A 23309-nucleotide genomic window follows, 5' to 3' on the forward strand; every position below is an offset into this window, starting at 1 on the left:
ATAAATATATTACAAAATAACACTTTTTCTCCTTGCTACCTATTTCTATACAGGAATAAAAATAAAGGAGTTGTTATTAATCCAGAACTTGATTAAAAATATACCCCATGGCTGACGAAGGATTAGATATAAATGGTGCCCCATTAAAATTTGTAGCCCAATTAGAGGACGACGAATACTTAAAAAGCATTGATTCGGTATTAGCCGCCAACCGCAAGCTGCACGAGCAGGAAATGCGCCGGTTTAAACAGAATAATGAGGCTGCCCGGGAATTTATAAACATGCAGCTCAAAGGCGGGGAAGCGTTTAAAGATTTTGCAGATTCGACCCGACGTCAATTAGACGACCTGAGCGGATTGCAGAGAGAAATGGCCCGTATTGCCGAAGCCAAAAACAAGCTTAATACGGCCTATGCCGCCGGCAACAGCAGCATGGAAACCTACCAACAGGAACTTGGCGCCCTAACCGCCGAAGAATCTAAATTCGCCCAGGCCATTAGCGAAGTAGGCAGCCAGTTAGCCAAATCCGATAATTTCCAGCGGGCCAGTAATGCTTTGTTATCCGAACGCAAGAGCCAAGTAGAACAATTGGCGGCAGCGTACGAAAAGATGGGCACCACCGGGCAACAAACCGACACCGGCAAGGCATTGGCCAGCAATATAGCCGCTATCCGCACCGAAATAACCGGGCTGGAGCAGGCTTTTACCGCGATAAACCAAAGCGCCTTTGCCAATTTACCCGAAGAAATAAAGCAGCTAAACGCCATTGAGGAGCGGTACACCCAAATTGCCCGGCTGCAAAATGATTTATCTAAGGTACAAGTAGCCAAAACCGAACTAAACGACAACTTCGCCGAGCAGCAGAAAAACGCCCAGAATTATCGTTTAGAACGCACCAAGCTGATTGAGCAGGAAGAACTGCTAAGAACTCAAATTAATGCGACCAAGGCTAGTTTGCGGGCGATGGATGCGCAATATGACCAAGGCCAGCAGAAAATCCAGGCTGAAATAAAAGAACTCGCAAAACTACAGGCCGCTTACGATGCGTTAAACAGCACCGAAATAAAGACCCCAGCCGGCAATAAGCTTAAAACCGACATTAGCGCTTTGGAAAAAAGCGTGCAACGGGGCCAGGATGCAGAAACCAGGATACTGCAGGAACGCACCGCTGCGGCCGCCCAATTGCAGCAGCAGTACGAAGAACTTAGCCGGGTAAAAGTGCATAAAGTAGACCTGAAAACTGATTTCGGCGATGGTCAAAAATATATAACCACTTACCGGCAAGAACTCGAAAAGCTTAACGCTACCGAAAAAGAATTGTCGGCTACCATTGCCCGGGAAACCATTGCCGCGCAGCGATACGAATCCGTAAGTAAGTCCGTGGCCTTAGCTGTTGCCTTGCATACCGCCGAAGTTGCAAAGCTGCAAGCTGCTTATGATAATTTAAGTACCGTAGACCAGGCAGACCCGCAGATTGGCGGTAAGTTAAAGTCCGACATGGCCGCCTTGGAACAGCAGATTGAATCGGTTCGGCAGGGCATTATTAATCTGCCCGAATTAAAACTAGACACGCTGCCGGTTTACCAAAAGCAGTTAACCGACCTCGACGACAAAATAGGGCAGCTAAAGGACAGTTTGGCCAATATGCCCGCTACCCAGTTTGATATAAAAACAAATGGCGAACTGGAAGAGCAGATTAAAAAAATAGCCGAGTTAAAAACCCGGCTCGAAAGCTTGCCCGAAAAGGAGCAAATCAATATTTCAGTTGGTGGTAAAATTTCGGACGAACTAAAGCAAATAGAAGCCCAAACCACGGCCATTGTCGGCAAGATAATCGGCATTCCGGATTTGAGCCTGGGCAATTTGGATGCTGAGATTACTAAATTAAAGCAACTGGAAACCATTCTGGAAAGTCTTTCGGAAGAGGAAATTCAGGCTGGCAGAGCCGATATTTTAATTAAAGACATCGACCAGGCCGAGGACAAAGTTAAGTTGTTGAGCACGGCTATAAACGCGGTGCCGGAACTAACCCTGGGCAATGTGCAGGAAAGAATAAACGAACTTCTGCAGCTTAAAAATACGGCGGAAGGCGTGAAGCTGCCGGCCCTGGAATTTGGCGATACCCTAAAAAAAGATATTGACGAAACGATTGTTTCGTTGCAAACCGTTAAAAGAGAACTGAGCCAGGCCCCGGAAATACCGCCGGTTATGATTCAGGGTATTGACGAAAATATCCGTTCGCTCGAAAAGCTAAAAGCCGAAATAGTCGAACTGGAAAAGGTACAGGGGCAGAAAATTTCTTTAACGAATAATTTCGACCAAAGCGCCGGCGATGTAGCCGCCTATCAGGCCCAACTTAGCCAGCTAACAGAGCAGGAAAACGCTTTAACCCAAAGTATCAGCCAGAACACCGCGGCGTTACAGCGCAACAACCAGGAGAATCAAACCGGCTTGCAGGATTTGGAACAAAAGCAGGCCCGCCTGGAAAGCTTGCGCCTGAGTTATGCCCAATTAGCCGATGTCGAAAAGCAGACCGGCAAAGGTATTGCCTTGGGCAACGAAATTGAAAAGGCAAAAAAAGAGGTAGATGCTTTAGCGGCCAGTTTGCAAAACGTTTCCCTGGGCGAAATTAATACATCTGGACTTGCCAAAGTAAAAGAAGATTACCGGGATTTGTTGGCAATCCAGAAGCAGCTAGGCGAGGTAGAAACCGCCAAGCTAAACCTGGATAAAACCGACGTGGTGGCCTACACCAGCGCCCTGGCTGAACTGGAAAAACAGGAAAACGAACTGGTAGCGGCTTTTGTTAAATCAAGCGATGAACTGAAAAAGAACGAATCTTTTCAGAACGCCGGCAATGAGATAATAGCGGAAAAAACCCGCGAACTTACCCGGCTTAAATCGGCCTATAACAACCTGCCCAAGGCTGCAAAATTAGATGCTGAAATAGGTGGAAATTTTAAAGCCGAAATCGATGCTTTGGAGAAAGACATTACCGGGGTAAACGCCTTGTTAAACAAAGTGCCGGACAATGCATTTGGCGCGGCCACCCAAAGCGCCGAAGGCTTTAAGAAAAATATTCAATCGCTTAAAATAGAAATGCAAAGCTATAAAGCGATTGTCGAAAAGTCGACCGACCCGGCAATAATCAAGCGTTATAATGCTGAAATAGCCCGCCTAGCAACCGAAATCCGGCAGGTAAGAAATGCCGGCCGCGAAGGATTCGATGCTTTGGGCCGGCCGATGAAAGAGCAGTTAAGTATCCTGGGTCGGTTGGAAAAAGCAGCAAGGCTTTACCAGAGCGCTATTAAATCCGCAACCAACCCAGAGAACTTGGCTAAGTATAACCGCAAACTGGAAGATACAGAAGAACAAATACGCCGCATAAGCAACCAAGGGCGCGATGGCTTCGACACCTTAGGCAATGCCATAGGCAAGAGCACCAATGTAGCGGGCAAGCTTTGGAATGGCTTAAAACAGGTTGCGCAATTCCTGCCCGGTATTGGCTTAATCGGGTTAATAGATTTAGTTACTGAGCCGTTGTTAGCGTGGATAAAAAGCCTTGATTTATTTAAAGCCAAAGTTGACGAAGCCAAGGAGGCCCGGAAGAGTTTTAACGATGTAATGGTAAAAGGGGCGCAAAGTGCCCAGCAGGAAATAACTCAGTTAAAAACCTTGTTTGCAGTTGCCAAAGATACTACTATATCGATGGAAAAACGCCGGGATGCGGTTAAGACCTTGCAAGACCTGTACCCCGATTATCTTGGCAATATTAGAACGGAAGTTATTCTGGCCGGGAATGCGCAGGCGGCTTATGATAAATTATCTGCTTCTATCCTAGCCACTGGCCGCGCCCGTGCCGCACAGGACAAAATTACTGAGAATGCTTCTTTAAGGTTAGATAATGAACAAAAGTTAATTGACCTACAACAAGAACAAATAAAGAATGAAGAGAAGCTAGCAGAAGCTCGAAAATTTGCCAATGAGGCCAATAAATCTATAAATACTGGTACAGCTGCCGCGGGGCTTGGTAATATTACAGCTGGCAGAGAGTTGTTCTTAGCCCAGAAAAGGGTAGATGATAACTTGAAGGAGCAAGAAAAAACCAAAAAAGAAAACAACCGGTTAGACAAAGAATCGCTAAGGTTGGCCGGAGAAATTAATAAACAAGTAAAAAAAGGGGCAGACTTAACCCCCGACAAGGACAACACAGGCATTGATGACTATCTGAAAAGATACGAAGATATGATGCAACGCCTCCGGGCTTTACAAGACAAATACCAAGTTAAAAATTTAAGTCCGGATGATGCCGCGCGTAAAGCCCTAAACGATGAATTTAAAAAACTTGCTTTCGACATAAACCAGTTTAATAGAAATCCAAAAAACAAAATTAAAATTGATGTTCAGCAAGTAGAGACTTTGCGGGTAGAGGCCCTAAACGATTTAATTTACCGTCAGGATACCGAAAAACTTAAGGTAGAAATAGAGCGGCAAAAAGGCTTTTTTTTAGCCTATGAAAATTATCGGACTGCATTAGGTAAAGAAAAAGCCGATGAAAGATTTAGGGGTGAAAAGGCTGAATTTGATACCTATAAAGAGTACCTTGTAAGTGAAATTCGCAAAATAACCGCTTTAAACATTCCTGCCGATAAAATGACGGACGGAATGCGGCAAAGGCTGGAAAGCTTCACTAAAAACTTAGAAGAGGTAAACCAATCCGAAAAAGCAAGCTTTGATAAGTTTTACACCGACTTAGCCGCCGCCGCTCTGTCCTACAATCAGAAAATAGCTTTAATAAACGAAGATTTTAGGGCTAAAGAAGAAAAGTTACGGGCTAACAGTTCAGGGCCCGACCTGGAACGGGAGTTGGGGGAGTTGGAGAACCAGAAGAACCAAAAGATAGAAATTGTAAAAGACGAAGCTTTCCAGCGCACCAAAATATACCAAAAGTTAAATGAGGAGGTAATTAGATACACCAAAGACCAGGCAAAGGCCCAAATCGAGGCAACCAAAGCGGCCCTTAAAAATGCTGATATTTCGGCTGCCCTCCGGGAACAGCTGGAAACAGACCTAAATGATTTTGAAGTTCTTTTAAAAGTTGGGATAGACGAAAGCTATATTAGAAAGCTCCAGGACCGGAAAAAGCTGTTAGAAGATAGCCTGAAAAACGAAAAACTTTCTACTGCCGAAATAAAACAACAGCGCAAAGAATTGGCAGATATAATACAGGCTTTAGGAAGTATAGATTTAACGTGGCGTAAACTTTTCGGGTTTAAAAAGATTGAAGGACTAGACGATGCCGCCGGGCAAGCTAATTTACTAAGAAATACGGTGGGTTTAATCTCTCAGGGTTTCCGGAACGCTTCTAACTCCGTCAGGGAAATGAACAGTGCCCTGGCTGATTCTTTGGACACCGCCGCCGATATTGGGGACATTGCCACCGATTACTTTAGCGCAGGGGCCGCTATCTTATCCGGAGACTTTGGCGGAGCCTTACAAAGCACTTTATCATATTTACAGAAAGGCTTTGACTTTTTGTTTTCTGCACCAAAAAGAACAGCTCAGGAGGCTAAAAGACAAATTGAGGTGTACAACCGGCAACAATATGACGCCGAATTCTCTATAAACCAACTTTATAGAGAGCGGCTCCGGGTACAGCAGGATATTAATACCGAAACACTCAGAGGTTTAAAGGAGCAAGCCCGTTTATTAGGTGAACAGGCTAAAAAATCTACCAATGACTACCAGAAAGTTTTAGAAGAGTTGCAACGGCAGCAGTATGTTTCCGGGCAGAAAACCGAAAAGTACGGGGGTGTTTTGGGTATTGGGCAGAAAACCCGGACTGTTGACATACTAACTAGTTTGCGAGGCAAGAATTTCGAGGAGTTAGAAGCCCTGTTCCTGGCTGGAAAGCTTACTGAACGGGCGGCTGAACTCTTTAAGATTCTGGAAAAATTAAAAGCCGAGGGTGCCGATATTGACGCATTGCTTGAAGAAAACCGCAAAAAGGCGCAGGAAATAGCTTTGGGCATTTCTTCTGATTCGTTTATTGATGCGTTCGCTAATTTATTTAAGGAGGGCCGCCCATCCATTGAAAAGTTGGCAGATTTCTTTACTGAAACCATGTCTAATGCCGCTTTGAGTATATTTAAATCGGAGTATCTAGCTACTGCAATGAAAGAACTATACCAGAAGCTAGCGGATGCAGCCAAAGAAGACAGCGAAGGGGGTATTGTAATTACAGATGCAGAACGAAAAAAATTAAAAGAGTTTTATGACGCTCTATCTCAACAGGCAATAGGGGTTTATGAAGATTTAATGGAGATAACCGGCGCAGCCACCACGAACAAAAGCAACAGTAAAAACAGCTTACAGGGCGAGGTTGAACGCATGACGCAGGAAACAGGAACCATAATCGCGGGGGCCTTAGGCGGAATTAGAATTTCAGGTGTACAAACCGTGGAAAGACTGGACCACATTGTAGCCCTATTAGCTGGTGGTAAACTTTTCATGCCAGCGGCCGGTAATACTACCTTTAGTGTGCCTGGTATGCTGGAAGTGGCAGCTAATACCGGGCAAATGGTGGGTTTACAGCAACAAACCGTTATGACTGGCTACCGCCAAGTAGAATTAATGATGGACCAGCTTAATGTAGCTCGCCAAACTGCGGCCAACACAGGAGAAACTGCCATTAATACGCGCCGGTTGCAGGCAATTGAATCGACTTTAAAGAACATAGAGCGCAATCAAAGTAGTAGCAGCAATGCTTTAGGGGCAAACGGAATAAGGGTCCCGTAATTTATTCTACTGTATAAACAGATTTATAGGACCCATTTGTTAATATGATTTTTTCGTAACCCATTTCTAACCATTGTTTATATAAACCAGTATCTTTTAACCTATTATCGAAATCCCTATTCATTCTAGCCCCGCGAATTATGAGATGCTCATTAGAATCTCCTTCTGCTTTAATAGTTACTTTGTACCCATCTTTTAAAAATTGTTCTTGAAGCAATAAAGAAAATTCAGCACGACCATCGGTATTAGTTAAAATCCTTTCCGGCCTCTTCATAACCTTGTTGTTATCCCAACAGCTAGCTAGCGTAAGGATTAAGCCAAGTAGTAGTATTCTTTTCATGCCTTAAATAAAGCAAAAAAAGAGCCCTTATGTTGGTTTGGGATAACTATTTTTTTTAAAAGCGCCTTTATGCTGCTAGTTTATTCTATTTTAATGTCGTTCTGCTTTAATATAGAAAGGTAGGTTTCCGCTTTTGCCCTTTCCAGTTCCAGTAGCTTCCAGCAAGTTTCAGCTTCTTTGTTTGCCGTTTCTTTATCTACTCCCATTTTCCTAATCATTTCCCCCTTCCCATTTATAAGCCAATAAATATTTAAATCCGGGTACTCTTTAATTAGCGTTTCAAGTTGTGGTGCCGTCAACTTAGTTCTGTCAGATTCTAAATGGGAAATACCCTGCTTGCTTAAATCAAAAAGAACCCCCAAAGCCTCCCCGCTAATTTTTTTTGATTTTCTAAACACCTTAAGGCGCTCACCTATAGTCATTATATCCATATCTGAAACTTTTTAAAAAAAGTATAAAATAATTTAACTTTTATTTGCATCATATCGTAAATGTATCTATATTTGATACATAATACAAGCAGCAAGAACAAAATTAATAAAAAGTTTCATATTATGAAAAATTACACCGCCTCATATAAGACTTACAAGGTAAATGGGGTTGCCAGGTTTGAAGTGATAATCTATTTAAACGGCAAAAGGGTGTTTTCTAATCCGGTAGCCAACAAAGAACAGCAATTGCGATTTGCTACCAACTTTATAAAAATGCACAGCAGAATTTCCAACCCTCAAACCATAAACGCTTAATACTATGCCTAACTTTTCAACCCCAGCAGTAACAGCCACCTATAAAAAGGTGAAGGTAAACGGAGTAACCAGGCTTACTTCTAAAGTTTACGAAAATGGTGTTTTAATCTACACCAATACCGAAAAAGACCCTTCCAAAAATGTAAAGTTCAGTCAGAACTTTATTGAGAGCCGCCGACGGTACCACGTCCGGGTCCTTGATGCTCAGCTGGCATCCTTCGCCACAGCATAAATAAAAAAGGTGCCTGTCTTGACCCAGGCACCTTTAAAAAGTAATCGCTTAATACGCCTAAATAAATTATCTAAACGCTTAATAAAACAAAGGTAATCATGAATGTATCTAAAAGTAAAATATTAAACCTCTTTTTAGTTCGTGAATTTGAAAAAGAGCAATCCAATCAAAAACACGTGCAAAGCTATTCAATGCATGTTCCCGGCAAAACCGAGCCGGGGAGTTGGCACGAAAAGAAAGCCAAAAGAGCAGCCAAGTTAAATAACAGGTTGCCTAGCATTTCTAAGGAAACCAAGTGGGCTAATACCTCTATAAACCACAATCTTAAGCACTTTTTGATGTTTAATGATTTACCTGATACAGGAAACCCCTTTAATAACCATAGCCTCTTTGAAGACGCGCCCATTTTATCAGAAGGGTGGATTGAGCCAATACCCTATTCAAAAATGAAAGTTAATCCGGGCCGGCCGATTGAAGCCCCATGCGGCGCTAGTAGTACATCCCACTTTTTAAATATTTTTTCATGTATCCCTTTTGATAAAAATAACCCTATATGCTTGGACCGGAAAGGTCGAATTTTAGATGGTTACCGTCGCATGTATGCCAAAGGCGATTTATGGGAAGAGGGCTTCATCAGAACCAAGGTGTATGTAAGAATATACGATTTTGAGTAATTATTTATCCTTAAGCATTATTGACATGAAAAATGAAGAAGTTCAAATTGATGAATTAACCGCCCCAAGGATTTCCCAAAACGGTGCTCTTATCTTCCCGGAAAAATCTAAAACTGAAAATACTGATTCCTGGATATGGGAAAAACATTTTGGAATACCAGAACCCTCTTTTATTCCTATATCCACTAATCTTAAATTTTTCAGGCATGAATTAAGGATTCTCTATCTGGATTTTTCAACGAAAGTTTTTATAAGCGAAGGGTGCGACCCATACCCAGCACGTAGCCATATGCGACTTGGACTTAAAGACGTGGCATTCACCGACCCCCTTGCTATTGCTTTTGAACTTATAAGCTATGTAAAAAAGAATCCCGACCAAGAATTTGAGCAATCACATATGTTAAACTGCTTCTACCGGATTGACAAAGACACTTGGAGGTCTAAATACTTAGGCGGTAATGATTTTAAAGTAATTAATCGTTTTGACGATTAGGATACAAGTTTCTCTAATTTATTAGCCGTGAAAAATACAACAGCAACTATAATTCCATTTGAACAATGGCTGGCTCAATTTTACGGGCTGGCCATTGCCTCCGGCTTCTCTTCCTGGTTAATGGTGGTTTATATCCATTACTACGCTACGGTTCACGATTGTTTGCAAGTATCCTGGGAAGAAGGCCAAACACCAGATGGAGAACTACAAGAATGCAAAAAAAGCATACAGGGGTTTCGACAATCCTTATTCAAAAAATATAGGGAATGCCGGAATATAAAAGAAAAAGCGGAATGGTTCGATACTCGGCGGCCAACCGCCCGCAGCACGAATAAGAAGTATCCAGGGCGGTGGTTCCCATATATCGGCGGCATTCGGATAAAGGATAATTTATATATCAAAAACGGGTACGATTCAAAAGAAGAGGCTATTAAGGTAGCAGAAGAGTTCCAGGCGCGTTGCGGATATATTGCCTATGAATTGGGTATGCCGGAGGCAGTAGAACAATTAGCAGCCTAAAATCTAAAAATTATTAAGTGTTTCTTTTTAAAGGCCCTTGATATCCAAGGGCCCTTTCTTCCCTCTTCTAATATAAACCATCTTAAGATGCACAAAATTAGCCATGAACAAAAGAATAGATTACCTAGAAATGTTAAAAGCTAAAGAAGCAGCATTCCAGCAGCAAGCCCGCGAAAAATCGGCAAAGGATGGTAAAAACCCGGACACCATTTTTGCTATAAGCCACATAGAGGCTTTTGATATGGAACAGGTATTGAAAGTAATAGCTTACCACGGCCCTAAAGAAATAGCAGACAGATTCGACGGTTTTATTTTTGATTTCCTGGAATTATTAAGCCGGAGTGAAGAAAACAATTTAACAACCGATTCGCAATATACTATCCTTCTTTTAAAACAAATAAGGGATGCCCTTTTGAAAGGTAAAGAGATTTTAAGCAAGTAAGACCTGCCGGTAGCAGTCGAGCAGTTGGCAGCTTAATACCAAACCTTTCATTATGTCTGGCAGGGTACTGGCCCCTTTCTATAATCTATAACCTTTAAATATTATGAAATTTAATATTCCCGACAATCATAAATATGAAAGTGGCATTTATATAATCATAAACTCAATTAACAAAAAATTTTATATCGGAAGCGCAGTTAATCTTAGGCTACGTGCAACAAAACATTGCTGTGACTTGAATAGCGGAACACATTGCAATAGTAAACTCCAAAGATTTGTTAATAAATATGGCTTAGAAAATCTAGGGTTTCAGTTGCTTGAATTATGCTCTAAAGAAGAACTTATTGGCAGAGAGCAAAATTACTTAGATAGCATGCAAGCTGTCAAAAAAGGGTTTAATCTTTCACCTACAGCGGGAAGCGTACTGGGCAGAATAGTTTCAGACGCTACTAAGAAAAAGATTTCCCTTTCAAAACTTGGGAAAACACTTACTTTAGAAACAAAAGAAAAATTAAGGCAAGCTAATCTTGGGAAAAAACTTACCCCCGAACATATCAGAAAGGCCACCTCTCATTTAATAGGTAGAAAAAAAACTAAAGAAGAAGTAGAGAAAATTAAAAAAGGAAGGTTAAAGCATTCTTTAGATAACAAGATTCTAATAAAAAAGATTTGCCCTGTGTGTAAAGTAGAATTTTTGGGCTATCCATATGAAAAGGAGAATTGTTCTATGGAGTGCTTTAAAGATAAGACCTATAAGCTAATAAATCAATATGACTTAAATGGTAAATTTATTCAATCTTTTAAGGGTTTTTCTGATGCTAGCCGCCAACTAAAACTAGACAGGATGTCAGTATTAGTTAGGTGCTTGGGGGAGTTAAAAAAAGCAGATGGTTTTATTTTAAGGTTTGAGAATGAAGAAATAGCGGAAACTTACCGAAATGGAGAGTGTTCTTTTTGTAAACGGCGATTTTACAATCCAAAGAATAAAAAGAAAACCTGTTCCTATATATGTAGAGACCAAATTATTAAGCAAACCGTTTCTTCCTAATATTCGCCAATACGCGAAATAAAGGCATGGAGAGCTTCGGACCTTTTTCAATCAAGTTTAGGTTTTTCGAGTAATTAATATTTTATCTTACTAATAATAAGTATATTAGAATGCAATGCGCCAAAGAGGTGCTTTTTGGATAAGTAGTGTGTTTGCTGGTGGTAAGTCGATGCTTGCAGCGGAACAAGGGCAAGGTGTCCGCCAGGGGCAGCCACCAGCAAGCTTTACTTACTTCTTATTTATTCATTAATGATTTTAACAGAGGCCCGGAGTGATTCGGGCCTTTTTTATTACTATCTCGCCTTGTAAACATTACTATAAGTTTGTAAATTTTAGTAAATATTTTTACTATATCGTAACAAGTTTACAACTTATAGTGTTATAATTGTAGAACTTATTACTTTATAAGTTTAAAGTAAACTAAAAGTCCATGTCAAAAATAGGTGTAACCGCAAAATTTACTAAACCTGGGGGGAATACTTATACATTAAACCTTTCTTTGCTTTCCTATAAAGATGAGGAACTTCATGTGATTTATTCTCCAGCTCTAGATTTGTTTGGTTATGGCAACACAGAACAAGAGGCAAAAGATTCTTTTCAGGTCACTTTGGGTGAATTCGTAAGGTACACAGTTAATAAGAAAACCTTCGAAAAAGAATTACAACGTCTTGGTTGGAAATTTGAAAATAATAAAAAACGGCGCAATCTTACAGCACCTGAACTAGACGTGTTGTTGCGGGATAATGAAATGTTGCATGATATAGTTACCAATAAGGAATTTCATAAGTATAATCAACAAGTAGAAGTCCCCGCGTACGCATAAATGGCGCAACGTCTGTCTAATATAACCATTAAGCAATACCGAAGCTTCCTGGAAAAAGTTGGGTGTAAACAACATCGAATTACAAGTGGTCATGAACATTGGTGCAGGGCAGACCTATTTAGGCCAATAACTTTTCAAACCCACATTGACCCGGTACCTGAATTTATTTTAAAGCAAGCGTTACGAACTTTAAATATTACAAGGGAAGAATTTTTTGAAATACTTAACTCATAAAAAAGCCTCTCTCACCAGAGGCTTTTTTATTTGCCATTGCCCGCACGAAGTATACCCAGGCATGCTAACTAGTCTATTTACCGGCCACTTTCCGATACCCCGCAAATAAAAACCATGCAATCCTCCTATAGCGCATATTGCCGCTTATGGAATACGCGATAAAACGGGGTGAAAATGTTGTCTTTACGGTAAGGCCCAGCGAAGACAGCCATCTGCTGCGCGGCATCATGAATGCCAACCTGGTAAACTTTAACTTTGTTTTATCCCAGCCAGCCGACCTGCAACGGGGCGATTATATAACCGTTTACGGCGAAAACTTTTTTTTAAAGAAATCGCCTGCATGGGATAAAGACGACAAAGACGGATTTATTAAATTCGAGTATCAATCTATCTTTTATTCTGAAACCTACAATTTAGCACAGGTCAGCTACCGGTTTTACGACAGCAAGAACAGCTTAACCAAGGGAGATTTTACAGTGACCGGTACCCTCGACGTATTTATCGATTTACTTATTCTAAACGCCAACCGCACGCAAAGCGGCTGGGAAAAGGGCGTTGTGGATGCTGGGGAAACCCGCACCATTACCTTTAGCAACCAGCAAGCCTTAGAAGTTCTGGCCATACTGGCCACCGAATTTAAGACCGAATGGTGGGTAGAAGGCAAGGTTATTCACATGACCAAAAAAGGCAAGTTCTCCGGCTTGTCGCTGGCGTATGGTCCCGGTAAAGGATTGTATGCCTTGGGACGCCGCCACGTAGAAAACACCAATCCGGTTACGCGTTTATACGTAGAGGGCGGAACTAAAAACCTCCGGGGCGATTACCGCAACTATGCTTCCCGTCTGCAACTGCCCGAGCAAACCGGCCCCTTTCTGGAAAAGCCACCCATGGGCGACGGCGTAATAGAGCACTCGGTAACCTTTGACGAAATATTCCCGGAGCGGGAAGGCACTATTTCGGAGGTAATCGATATGTATACCTTTACCGATAGAAGTCTGGACTTTGATGTAAATGATTATTTATTGCCCGGTGTAACGCCCACGATTGTTTTTAACGACGGGCCCCTGGCCGGGTACGAATTAGAAATAGCCAGTTACAACCATGCCTTGCGCCAATTTCAGGTAAACCCCAATGCCGACGAAAAGGCCCTGCAAATACCTTCCGAAATCATTCAGCCCAAACGCGGTAACCGCTACGCTTTGTTTAATATCGAAATGCCGCCCGCTTACGTGGCCCTGGCCGAACAGCGTTTGCAAACCAAGGGCCAGGCCTATCTGGACGAAAATTACGGCGACCGCTTTGTATACGCCGGCGAACAAGACCCGATTTATTTTAAGCGTACAGGCATTCAGTTAAAATTAGGCGACTATGTAAAATTAACCGATACCGACCTGAACGTAGATATAACCCCGCGCGTGTTGTCGTTTGAACAAAGCTTGCACGACCGCTATTATTACCCGCAGGTACAATTTGCGGAACACGTAACTATTCCGGTGGAGGTCCGGCAGTATGCCGCCCAGGAAAAAATTAACCGGACGGTAAGGAGATTGCCGGCTTTTAACCCCACGGCCAACCCGCCCACGCCGGCAGCGCAGAATCCTTACATACAGAAGATTGATTTAAATACTGGCTGGCAGCGTAACCCTTTTATAACCGGGCCGGCCGTGAATGGCATTGACCCCGGAACACCCGTTTTCTGGAAGGATAACGCCCATAATGTACACTTTACCGGGGAAATCTTTAACAATGGTGCCCAGCCACCCCACAGCCCTTTTACCATGCCCCTGGGTTTTCGGCCCTGGTACGAAGAAAAAGCATTATGCCCGGTAAAGTTACAAATAGGACTTGTTGACCCATTTGTTTTTCGAATTTGGGGCACCATGGAGATAAACCGCGATGGGGTGGTATCTTTTTCCGGCGTGCTGCCCAATGGCCGGAACATACAACCCAACGAAGTGGTCTTTGCTACCCTGAACGGGTGCCGCTTTTTTACCGGGATGGGGCAGGGATAAACGCAAGTTGCTGGACACCTCCGGGAAGCAAGGAGAAAAAATAAAGAAGCCCCGGCAAATAAGTTTATTTGGTATATGGCGGCAGCATCCAATCTACATAAACTTAATGGAAAAGACCTGTACGATGTTTTCGGGGTTACCGTGGAAAAGGGCCACGCCGAATTTGATACCCATTTCCGGGCCAAAAAAGTGCGTTCTCACAACTGGCCCGAGCTTAACGGAACCGAATATGACCTATCGGCCGGCCTGAACCTGGAAGAAAAACAGGTAACCTTAAAATGTAATGTTGTTGTATATAGCTTAGCCGAGTTCTACACCAAGCAGACCGCTTTCCTAGCAGAACTCCGGCAACCCGGCTACCAGCAATGGTATATAGCCAACCACGATAAAACCTATTCGGTAAAGTACGAAGACTGCAAAGACGGGGAAAAGCCATTTGGAGCTTATAGAGACGGTGTAGCCGTGGTGCTTAGTTTCGAACTTGTCCTAACGGTACAGCCCGATTTGCAACCCGGTATTGAAGCTGATATTGTGGTAAACCTCAATGGGCAATATCACGACACCTACCCGGCAGGAACTAAAATAATTAATATTACGACCGTTGGCGGCGGGCAAACGCTGGAGGTAAATATCACCGGCATTAATGTTACGGGCAACACCGTAACCTTAAGCGCAACCGGAACACCGGGCTACGATATTAAATTTGGTTATACCAATGGGTTTTTAGTAACCAATTGGCAGAGCTCTAATGAATTTAAAAACGTGCCGAACGGTACTTTTGATTTCCGGGCCCGGCTGGTGGGCACGGTGGTTGAAGACACATTAAGCCAAACCATCAATTACACTCCGCCCGCCGTTGCCGAAACCGTAATTATCGAAAGCGTATCTCCCTACCAAAACACCCTGACGGTATCAGCTATAAAGGCAAACACTACAAAAGCGATAGAGTATACCATTGGCGGGGCTTACCAAAGTAGCAGCCAGTTTGCCAATGTCCCGAATGGAACTTATACCGTAACCGTCCGGCTGGTGGGTACCAGTATTACCGATACCAAAAGTGTTACGGTTAATTATACCGCTCCGGCCGATAATTTATTTAACACCATGGTCTTGCCCGAACAACGCAAATTCCGGGTTTCTTACCTGGGCATAGAAGGTTCGGAGTTTCATTTTAACTCGCCTTTGCCCAGTACGGATCCGTTCCCGGTAAGCATGTCAATATTTAGGCAGGGCACCGAAATAGGGCTGGTAGACTTTCCGATAGGAGGCTTGGGGCAGGAGTGCGGGGTAAAGATAGACAACCAACTATATAGGTTTCAGTTTACTTCGGGGAGGGTAGATGTGTAATGGCTACCATTCTCCAGGGATTAAGTCAGTTTGTTTTTAACGGCGAAACCGTTGCTTTGGCCGGCGCGGCCTGGCTGCCCAATGTGCGGGCCATTTACAAAGTAAACGACACCCGCGATGGTTGGGAAACCTTTAAACCCGGCTTTATTTTCCAGTCCTTCAATCTACTCGAGCGAGACAAGTTTTACTATGTTGACAGCCTGAACACCTTTGATTTACCCGATGCCCAAACCATTCCGTGCGACACCAGCGAAGGCGTAATTCCCGAAGGTTTGTCCCAGTTTTTGTACGCCGGACCGGATTTAAACTTAGCTGGACTGGACGTGGTGAGCGTGCACCACCTTACACCGGGCGGATGGAATAGTTATAAACCCGGCCGGGCTTTTCAGTCGCTTTCTACCCTGCAAGCGGGTAAATTTTACCTGATACAGACCTTAACTGCCCTGGCTTTGGCCGGGGCCCAGCTGACCGGTTGCGCGGCCACCTTTGCGAGCGAAAAAATAGACGGCAGCAAATACGTACGCTATACCGATTTAAGGGGCGCGATTGCACCAGGCGGGGAAGAAAACCCGAAAACCGCCCCGGACATGGTTTTGTTCCGGCAATTGTACGATGCTTTTATAAACCACAACCACGATACGCGGTACCACACCAAAGCCGAAATAGCCTTGCTTCTTTCGGGTATTGACGAAGTGCAGGAATATTTAACTTTTGGTGCTTTCCCGCCCACGGGTGAAACGGCCACGCTTTATTTTGATGCACAATACGGGGTGGGCTACCGGTGGACCGGCACCCAATATATGCCAATCAGTTCGCCCGGAGTGGATTTAACACCTTACCTTAAAATTGCCGATGCAGAAGCTACATATTTAAAAAAGACCGATGCAGCAAATACTTACCAACCTAAAGGTAATTACTTAACCCGGGCAGCCGCTGACCCGCTTTATCAACCACAAGGCTCCTATGTAAAGACTATTTCTATTCCTGGCGGTTTAAGCTTTACCCCCAATTTAGCCGGGAACATCACCTTATTACTGGATGGTTACTTTGATGCATGGATGAAAGCCCGTCCGGGTTACGATGTTACCAAAAACAATCAGGTAGTAACCCACGACACCAACGGGGTTATTCTTTGGGCAACGGGTGGCACTACTACCAATCCTGTACAGGGCGATTTCTCGCCGGCTGATTTTACCAATGACTTTTATTTAACAACAATATGACGCGCCAACAATTTGATACCTATGTAAACAGTCTTTTAGCTTCCGGCAGCAACATAACGGCGGCTGAATTGCGGACCATAATGGGATATATGGCAGACTTTGCTGAAGAACAGGGCGAGCATATAGTGCTATCCACTACCGGCAATTCCGGCCCAGCTACCTACAACCCGGAAACCGGAGCTTTGAATATACCGCAGTATGAAACGAACGCAGGGACAGGGCTGGCGGACCACTACATGGAAGTATTTGAGTACGCAGGTTCTAACACCTTTACCCTTGCGCGTGCGACCCCTACTAAAATATTAAGATATGATGTAATTAATGCAGAGTTTACTATTTATGGCTATAAATCAGCTGATTCAAACTTATTTGGCATTCAGGTAATGCTAAACCTACCCAACGGTAAAACCCCGGCTATCGGAGATTTAATTACTATTTGGTATCGAGGAACAGGCAGCAGTACAGAACCTCCTGAAGAAGTCACAGCCCCAGTTTTGCTTACCGAAGCCCCAAGCGCAACTAATAATTACAGTAGCAATACCTTGCGAGTGGAGAATGAAAACTATCCGGCAGATGAACTTATTTTGCCTTACGACAAGATTCTAGATGATGCTTCTTTGCTAACGACCACGGATGTAAGTACCAATCCAGCAAATACTTTAGTTTCGGATACAGTATTCAATGGTACCATGCGGCGGTTAAAGTTTGCCAATCCCTTTCCAATTAGCAATAACCCGGTTACCATTTCAACATTTAATGCGAAAATCAAAGGTTTAAATGGTTTGTCGGCTATTGATTTAGTGAATCAGCCCGTGCGAAATTGGGTAGGTAGTTTAATGAACGGATGGTCTTTGGTTTCCTTTCCTTCTATTCCCGGCATGATTAATACAGATAACTTCTGGAGGGTAACTAATGATACAGGTGATGTTTGGGGTAATGGCGGTTTGTTAAACATGAAGCTGCCTGCGGGTGTAAACGGCGGGATTGCCCAACATTTTGCTTATCCTGTCTTTGCGGGCATGGTCGCCTTTCGAAGTACAAATTCTTTCAATGAAGGCAAAGGATTGACCACTTCTTGGGGTTGGCCATTGGGTTATTTCATTGATGGATTTGGCAGGTTGACTTGGGTGAAAGGGGCGGGCAGTGCAGAGGTGGATGATTTACCTGATGCGGGGATTGTAAAGAACGCTACCCACGGCGCATGGTATAGGGTATGGCGGGAAGACGACATTTTAACAATAGACGAAACAACCGACGGCAGTGAGTGGTCAACAGTTTTTAATCTAGGCTCTTATCCAGGAGATATTTACGCTTTATGCGATACAACTGGTTATAAGTTGGCTCCACTGCAATACATTCAACATCAAGGGTTAATAGCAGTATAAAAATGATAATTCACAACTTTTTTACCAACGCAGCCTTTTCAGGTCATTATTATTTTCTTTCTAAAGAAGTTGGCCCATCTGATGCCAGTTTATTGCCTAACTCCCAAACCTTCGGTGCAGACAGTACCGCCAAAATACAGGCGGTACTGGACAAAGCGCAGCAAGGGCCAATCACGATTTATTGGGATGGTAAGTATTCTGTTACCGGATTGCTTGTATATTCTAATACCACCATTATTACCCAACAGGGATGCGGGGCTATTCGTCGCGATAATAGCAATAAAGCAATTTTTGCTAACGCTACACCTTATGCCGGTGTAGAAAATGGCGTACAGCCGATTACGGATGAAAACATTGTAATTGATGGCGGTATTTGGAACGGAAACGGGTATGTAAACGGGGTTGCAAAACAAGTATTGGCAACTGCTGATTATGGGTTCGTGGTTATATGCCGCATGTATGGTGTGCGCAATATCCAAATAAAAAATACCACCTGGTTAAATTCTATTGGGTATGCAATTTTGTTTTTGACCTCTGAAAATATATTGGTAGAGAACTTTATGATTGATAGCGGGAGCCAAATTAATACCGATGGGTTGGATTTTGGCGGCTATGCTAAGAATATTACGGTTAAAAACGGCTGGATTCGTTGCGGCGATGACCACATGGCCTTTAGTTGCACGGGATTGCTGAATGGGGTAGATGCGGGGGTATATGATTTGTATATTGGCAACGGCGGGCCGCAAAGCAATGTACTGGTAGATAATATTTATCTAAACGGGCACTTTGCTGGGTTGCGCATGATGAGTGGGAATTTCCGGCAGGATGGTTTTACATTTAGAAATATAAAAGGGTGGGCAAATGGTTTAGCAGTAATTATAGATAATTATTGGCAGAATCCGGCCGGTTTAGATGATGCCGGGCCGGGCAACGTGGGTTCAGTTTTGTTTGATGATTTTGATGTGGCTATTAAAGCCCCAGGGCCAAATTACGTTAATCAGTCGGTTATAAATATTAATGGCAATTGTGAAACCGTTGTTTTTCGCAACCTGAAACGAAACGATTTTACCCTAGATAACACACCTACAATTTTAATTAGCGGAGCCGCCACGGTTGTAAAAAATTTAATTGTTGATGGGTACGATTCTTACGAAAAGACCACTAACCGAACCACTAATCACATCCAGGTTAAAGCGGCCACCGTTAAGAATTTTACCATTAACCGGGTTAATGTAAACCGGGATGCTGCTGCTAATGCGAGTAAAATTTTGACTATTGCCGATGGGGGACATGTATTAAACCTGAAACACCATCTCGTTACTGCTAGCGGCCTACTGGATACCGGTTTGCCCGGTTTTACACCTGGGAATGAACAAACCTTACCAGGGGAAGCTATTAGCTTTACTTCGGTGAATAAATTAGGTATTATTTCGGGTACTACCTGGGGGCCGGTCGGCTCCGGATTGATTGCGGGTTATGGGAATACAGGATTATCAAGTAAGAGTTTGCCGGCAGGGGTTTCGGGCCGTATTTGGGCTACATGGCAAGCGGGAACGTCCGGCGTTGGTCAAAAGTCTGTATTAGGCTTTAAAACAACTAATGCATTAGGTGCTTGGGAAACATTTTTAGCCAGTGCTTTTGCTGGAGAGGATGGGATAATTACAGCATTAGCCGCCGGTGTGGTTTCCGAAGGCGATTTGTACACCGTAAACTTGCCAAGTCCAATTGGAATTTATCGCGATGGTATAACAGGTAAAATAACATTGCAACGCAGCACTGATGGTATTACCTGGATTGACCTACACCTATTTGCGGAAAATTCTACCGCTGAGCTATTCGTGGGGGCTGATGTTTACTATCATGAAACTGTTCCGTCTAATTCTGGCAGGTTAGTAAATCCAAGAGGCGAAGGGCTCACCACTATAGCAACTTAAATTTAAATTTTAGCCAGAAAAAAAGCTCTGTCCACCTGCAGGGCTTTTTATTTTAACTATATTAGAATTTATATTGGCAAAATGTATAATTAAAAAATACAGTTATCAGGTGACATTAACAAACAAAGATAAAGGGGAATTAGCACGGTTAAGAAGAGAGGTAAGAGAGACAAAGCAAAAATGTTATACCCCCTATTGTAATGATTTAGCGATACGTTCACACGTCCAACAGGCCGGAGGCCCTTTAAAAGACATTGCTAGTACGGATGGGAAAGTTTATCATATAGAGGTAATTTACCCCCGCTTCGACGATAGGCGTTATCGCTTTGTAAAGGGTGGGGCTGGAATCAGAAATAAGTATAATGACACGATTACCTTTTGGGGTTTTTGTAATAGTTGTGACACTAAGATATTTAAAGATATTGAATCTGAAAAAGTTGATTATTCACTTTATAAAAACCAACTTCTTTATTCATATAGGGGCTTAGTAAATGAATTATACAAACAAGATTACAACCTAAAATGGTACGAGGAAATTTTTAAATCCTCAACATTAAATGAGGATGTTAAAAATTCTTTTCATAGTCTTTCTGTTGAATTTCTACTTTCTAGTAAAATGATGAAGGGGGTTAAATTTCTATTGGAACAGGATTTAAACCAAAATTCCAAAAATTTTGAATTTATTTATTTTACACTTCCTAGAATTGAAATATGTACCGCTTCTATATATTCGTCTCCTGATCCATTTGTATTTAATTTGGATGATTTACCAACAATAATAGCCACAGAGAAAGCTTACCCTATCTTGGGCGTAACCTTTATTAATCTTATACCTAAAGGAGACAGCTTACATGTAATTTTGGGCTGTCTCGATTATAATAATGTTAAGAAGGAAATTGATTTAAAGAAGGTTCTATCGTACAATCAAAAAGAAAAAATAAAACTAATAAGTGATATTATAATTAGGCATTTAGAAACCTGGTTTGTATCACCTAAATTGTATAATCGGTGGAAGCAGAGGAAAATGGATGTTGAAATACTAAATCAAATACATAAATACCTGCCGATTGAAATGAAGCGGCGCCCAGTAAAATTTAATATGTTCCAGGATATAGTTTAGACTGGAATAAAACATGCGTCTTAGTATTAGGAGACATGCCCTTGTGATTGAGCGCGGGTTGGTTTGGCTTTTTTTATGTTATAACATTCAGGACACCACCGTCCTCTTGGGCCCATCCTATCCCATTGCTGCTCCCATTGATGGCCTATAGAACATTGCCAAAGTAGTTTTGTTTTATTGTTTTTATAAGTTCCACTTAAGCATAGTCCTCCTTTCCCCTTTGCATATTGTTGGATTTCAGCAATTGATTTCTTTTTATGCCCTGAACATATTGAACACCATGTGCCACTCTCAACTACACTTGTAACTGTGGCTTCCCATTGATGTCTTTTATCACATTGCCATAAAAGTTTCGTGCCAACGTTTTTATATTTATTAACCGTTAAGCATTTGCCGCCTTTTTTTGCTGCAAATTCATTTATTTCGCTTACTGCTTTTTCAATACTAGTGAGCCTTTCTTTCTTTTTGCAAACTGGACACCATGTTCCTCTAATACCTACATTACTCCATGTATCCTTCCAATGGTGCCCTTTATCACATTGCCAATGGTAATTAGTTGTGTAACCACCAAAACTGTTTGACAAACAAAGCCCTCCTTTACTAATCGCATGCTTCCTGAATTCTTCCAAATCGCCTTTAAGTTTCCTTTTCCTTGTATTGCTATTGGCGCATTTAGGGCACCATGACCCTCTTGAGTCTATGCGATTCCATGGGGCTTCCCATTGATGTCCTGCTGCGCACTCCCATAAAAGGGGCGCCTTACTGTGTTCGTAAAGTGAGGAAATCAATTTACCTCCCATTTCCTTTGCTTTATCTTGACATATTTTTATAAGGTCGTTATTATAAGCATCTTCTAAATTAACTATTGTGGCATCAAACCCGTTTGGCAAAGGGTAATGGTTTTCCTGCAGTGTTTTTTTTATAAATTGTTTTACATTATCTACTCCCAATGTTTCCAGGATTGAAGGAATTTGAATAATTAGAATCCCCTGTTTATTACATTGCTCTAATTTAAGTTTATCTCGTGCCTGGATAATTTTAAATTTTGAGTTTCCCTGTCCATAGAATAAATGGTCTTTAAAATGGTTTCTTTCTATATAGTGTTGGGTTCCCTGATGTTCAAAAGCTAAAGCCATTTTTTCAGAATATCCGTCAAGCTCCAATTTAAAGCCCCGCTCGGATAATAACCATTTAGGTTTAATTTTAATAAAGGGCGTTTTAAATAATTGTTCGAAAAATAACCTACAAATACGTTCACCATGATTAAGGGAACATTTAGGGCACCATGTTCCCCCATGTATTATACTGTTCCAGTGTGCCTCCCATTGATGGCCCATTGCGCACTGCCACAACAGTTTTGTATAAGCATTTTTATAATGAGAAGCAGATAAACATTTTCCACCTTTTTTTTCAGCGTGTTCTTCGAATCTACTTAAATTAAATTTGCGCAGTTTTTCGCCTCCCCCAATATTTGTTATACGCAGTTTTTCGGCGTTTTTAGTTATAGCACATTTAGGGCACCATGAGTTACTCCCATGTACACCAGCCCATGATGCCTCCCATTGATGGCCCATTGCGCACTGCCATAACAGTTTTGTTTTAATGTTTTTATAATTGGCAGCGGATAAGCATTTACCTCCTAGCTTTTCAGCGTGTTCCTCGAACTCATTTAAATTGAATTTTCGGAGTTTTTCACCACGCCTAGCTTTATAACACTCAGGGCACCAAGTTCTATTTGTGCCTACACTATTCCGGTGCGCTTCCCATTGATGGCCTTTTGCACACTCCCATTTAAGCTTTGTCGTGGCATTTACATAATGGTTAGATAGACATTTACCACCCCTTTCAATGGCAATTCTTTTCAGTTCTTCTATTTTGGATACCATAAAACAATATAGAAAATACTCCTTATGATTAATAATAATGCCAGCGAAATTTTT

General features: G+C 42.3%; 17 protein-coding genes. 14 read left to right on the forward strand and 3 right to left on the reverse strand.

The window, feature by feature from the left end; translation table 11 throughout:
• Window positions 1-107: 107 nt before the first annotated feature.
• Window positions 108-6797, forward strand: coding sequence for a coiled-coil domain-containing protein (locus ACO1R6_RS16285; protein ID WP_486266035.1), 6690 nt, complete (start codon window positions 108-110; stop codon window positions 6795-6797).
• Between the two features lies 1 nt (window position 6798).
• Here the strand turns inward: ACO1R6_RS16285 and ACO1R6_RS16290 are convergent, their stop codons facing one another.
• Both ACO1R6_RS16290 and ACO1R6_RS16295 read right to left on the reverse strand, forming a co-directional pair.
• Window positions 6799-7137, reverse strand: a complete 339-nt coding sequence (locus ACO1R6_RS16290) for a hypothetical protein (protein WP_486266037.1) — start codon at window positions 7135-7137, stop codon at window positions 6799-6801.
• A gap of 80 nt (window positions 7138-7217) precedes the next feature.
• On the reverse strand, window positions 7218-7568 hold the full coding sequence (locus tag ACO1R6_RS16295; protein WP_486266038.1) for a helix-turn-helix domain-containing protein: 351 nt from the start codon (window positions 7566-7568) through the stop codon (window positions 7218-7220).
• A 319-nt stretch (window positions 7569-7887) separates the two neighbouring features.
• Here ACO1R6_RS16295 and ACO1R6_RS16300 point away from each other — a divergent pair, with 319 nt between their 5' ends.
• The 13 genes from ACO1R6_RS16300 to ACO1R6_RS16360 all read left to right on the forward strand — a co-directional run bounded on the left by ACO1R6_RS16300 (window position 7888) and on the right by ACO1R6_RS16360 (window position 21369).
• Complete coding sequence (locus ACO1R6_RS16300; RefSeq protein WP_486266039.1) at window positions 7888-8115, forward strand: hypothetical protein; 228 nt, start codon at window positions 7888-7890, stop codon at window positions 8113-8115.
• A 98-nt stretch (window positions 8116-8213) separates the two neighbouring features.
• On the forward strand, window positions 8214-8789 hold the full coding sequence (locus ACO1R6_RS16305; RefSeq protein ID WP_486266040.1) for a hypothetical protein: 576 nt from the start codon (window positions 8214-8216) through the stop codon (window positions 8787-8789).
• Between the two features lie 25 nt (window positions 8790-8814).
• A complete protein-coding gene (locus tag ACO1R6_RS16310; RefSeq protein ID WP_486266041.1) occupies window positions 8815-9282 on the forward strand; it encodes a hypothetical protein in 468 nt (155 codons plus the stop codon).
• Window positions 9283-9309: 27 nt separating this feature from the next.
• A complete protein-coding gene (locus ACO1R6_RS16315; RefSeq protein ID WP_486266042.1) occupies window positions 9310-9801 on the forward strand; it encodes a hypothetical protein in 492 nt (163 codons plus the stop codon).
• Between the two features lie 103 nt (window positions 9802-9904).
• The gene (locus ACO1R6_RS16320) at window positions 9905-10243 is read left to right on the forward strand and encodes a hypothetical protein (protein WP_486266043.1); all 339 of its coding nucleotides are present in this window, start codon (window positions 9905-9907) and stop codon (window positions 10241-10243) included.
• A gap of 103 nt (window positions 10244-10346) precedes the next feature.
• On the forward strand, window positions 10347-11291 hold the full coding sequence (locus ACO1R6_RS16325; protein ID WP_486266045.1) for a GIY-YIG nuclease family protein: 945 nt from the start codon (window positions 10347-10349) through the stop codon (window positions 11289-11291).
• Window positions 11292-11721: 430 nt separating this feature from the next.
• Complete coding sequence (locus ACO1R6_RS16330) at window positions 11722-12114, forward strand: hypothetical protein (RefSeq protein WP_486266046.1); 393 nt, start codon at window positions 11722-11724, stop codon at window positions 12112-12114.
• Window positions 12115-12494: 380 nt separating this feature from the next.
• A complete protein-coding gene (locus ACO1R6_RS16335; RefSeq protein ID WP_486266047.1) occupies window positions 12495-14360 on the forward strand; it encodes a hypothetical protein in 1866 nt (621 codons plus the stop codon).
• A gap of 75 nt (window positions 14361-14435) precedes the next feature.
• Window positions 14436-15707: a hypothetical protein gene (locus tag ACO1R6_RS16340; RefSeq protein WP_486266049.1), complete on the forward strand. Its 1272-nt coding sequence runs from the start codon at window positions 14436-14438 to the stop codon at window positions 15705-15707.
• On the forward strand, window positions 15707-16930 hold the full coding sequence (locus tag ACO1R6_RS16345; RefSeq protein WP_486266050.1) for a hypothetical protein: 1224 nt from the start codon (window positions 15707-15709) through the stop codon (window positions 16928-16930). Before ACO1R6_RS16340 ends, ACO1R6_RS16345 begins: the two co-directional genes overlap by 1 nt.
• A complete protein-coding gene (locus ACO1R6_RS16350; RefSeq protein ID WP_486266052.1) occupies window positions 16927-18315 on the forward strand; it encodes a hypothetical protein in 1389 nt (462 codons plus the stop codon). Before ACO1R6_RS16345 ends, ACO1R6_RS16350 begins: the two co-directional genes overlap by 4 nt.
• A 2-nt stretch (window positions 18316-18317) precedes the next feature.
• Window positions 18318-20249, forward strand: coding sequence for a glycosyl hydrolase family 28 protein (locus ACO1R6_RS16355; protein WP_486266053.1), 1932 nt, complete (start codon window positions 18318-18320; stop codon window positions 20247-20249).
• A 109-nt stretch (window positions 20250-20358) separates the two neighbouring features.
• Window positions 20359-21369 carry a hypothetical protein gene (locus tag ACO1R6_RS16360; protein WP_486266054.1) on the forward strand — a complete coding sequence of 337 codons (1011 nt, stop codon included), beginning with the start codon at window positions 20359-20361 and terminating at the stop codon, window positions 21367-21369.
• 26 nt (window positions 21370-21395) lie between these two features.
• Here ACO1R6_RS16360 and ACO1R6_RS16365 read toward each other — a convergent pair whose 3' ends face one another.
• The gene (locus ACO1R6_RS16365; RefSeq protein WP_486266055.1) at window positions 21396-23255 is read right to left on the reverse strand and encodes a hypothetical protein; all 1860 of its coding nucleotides are present in this window, start codon (window positions 23253-23255) and stop codon (window positions 21396-21398) included.
• Between the last annotated feature and the right edge of the window lie 54 nt (window positions 23256-23309).

This window comes from Adhaeribacter sp. (assembly GCF_057359045.1).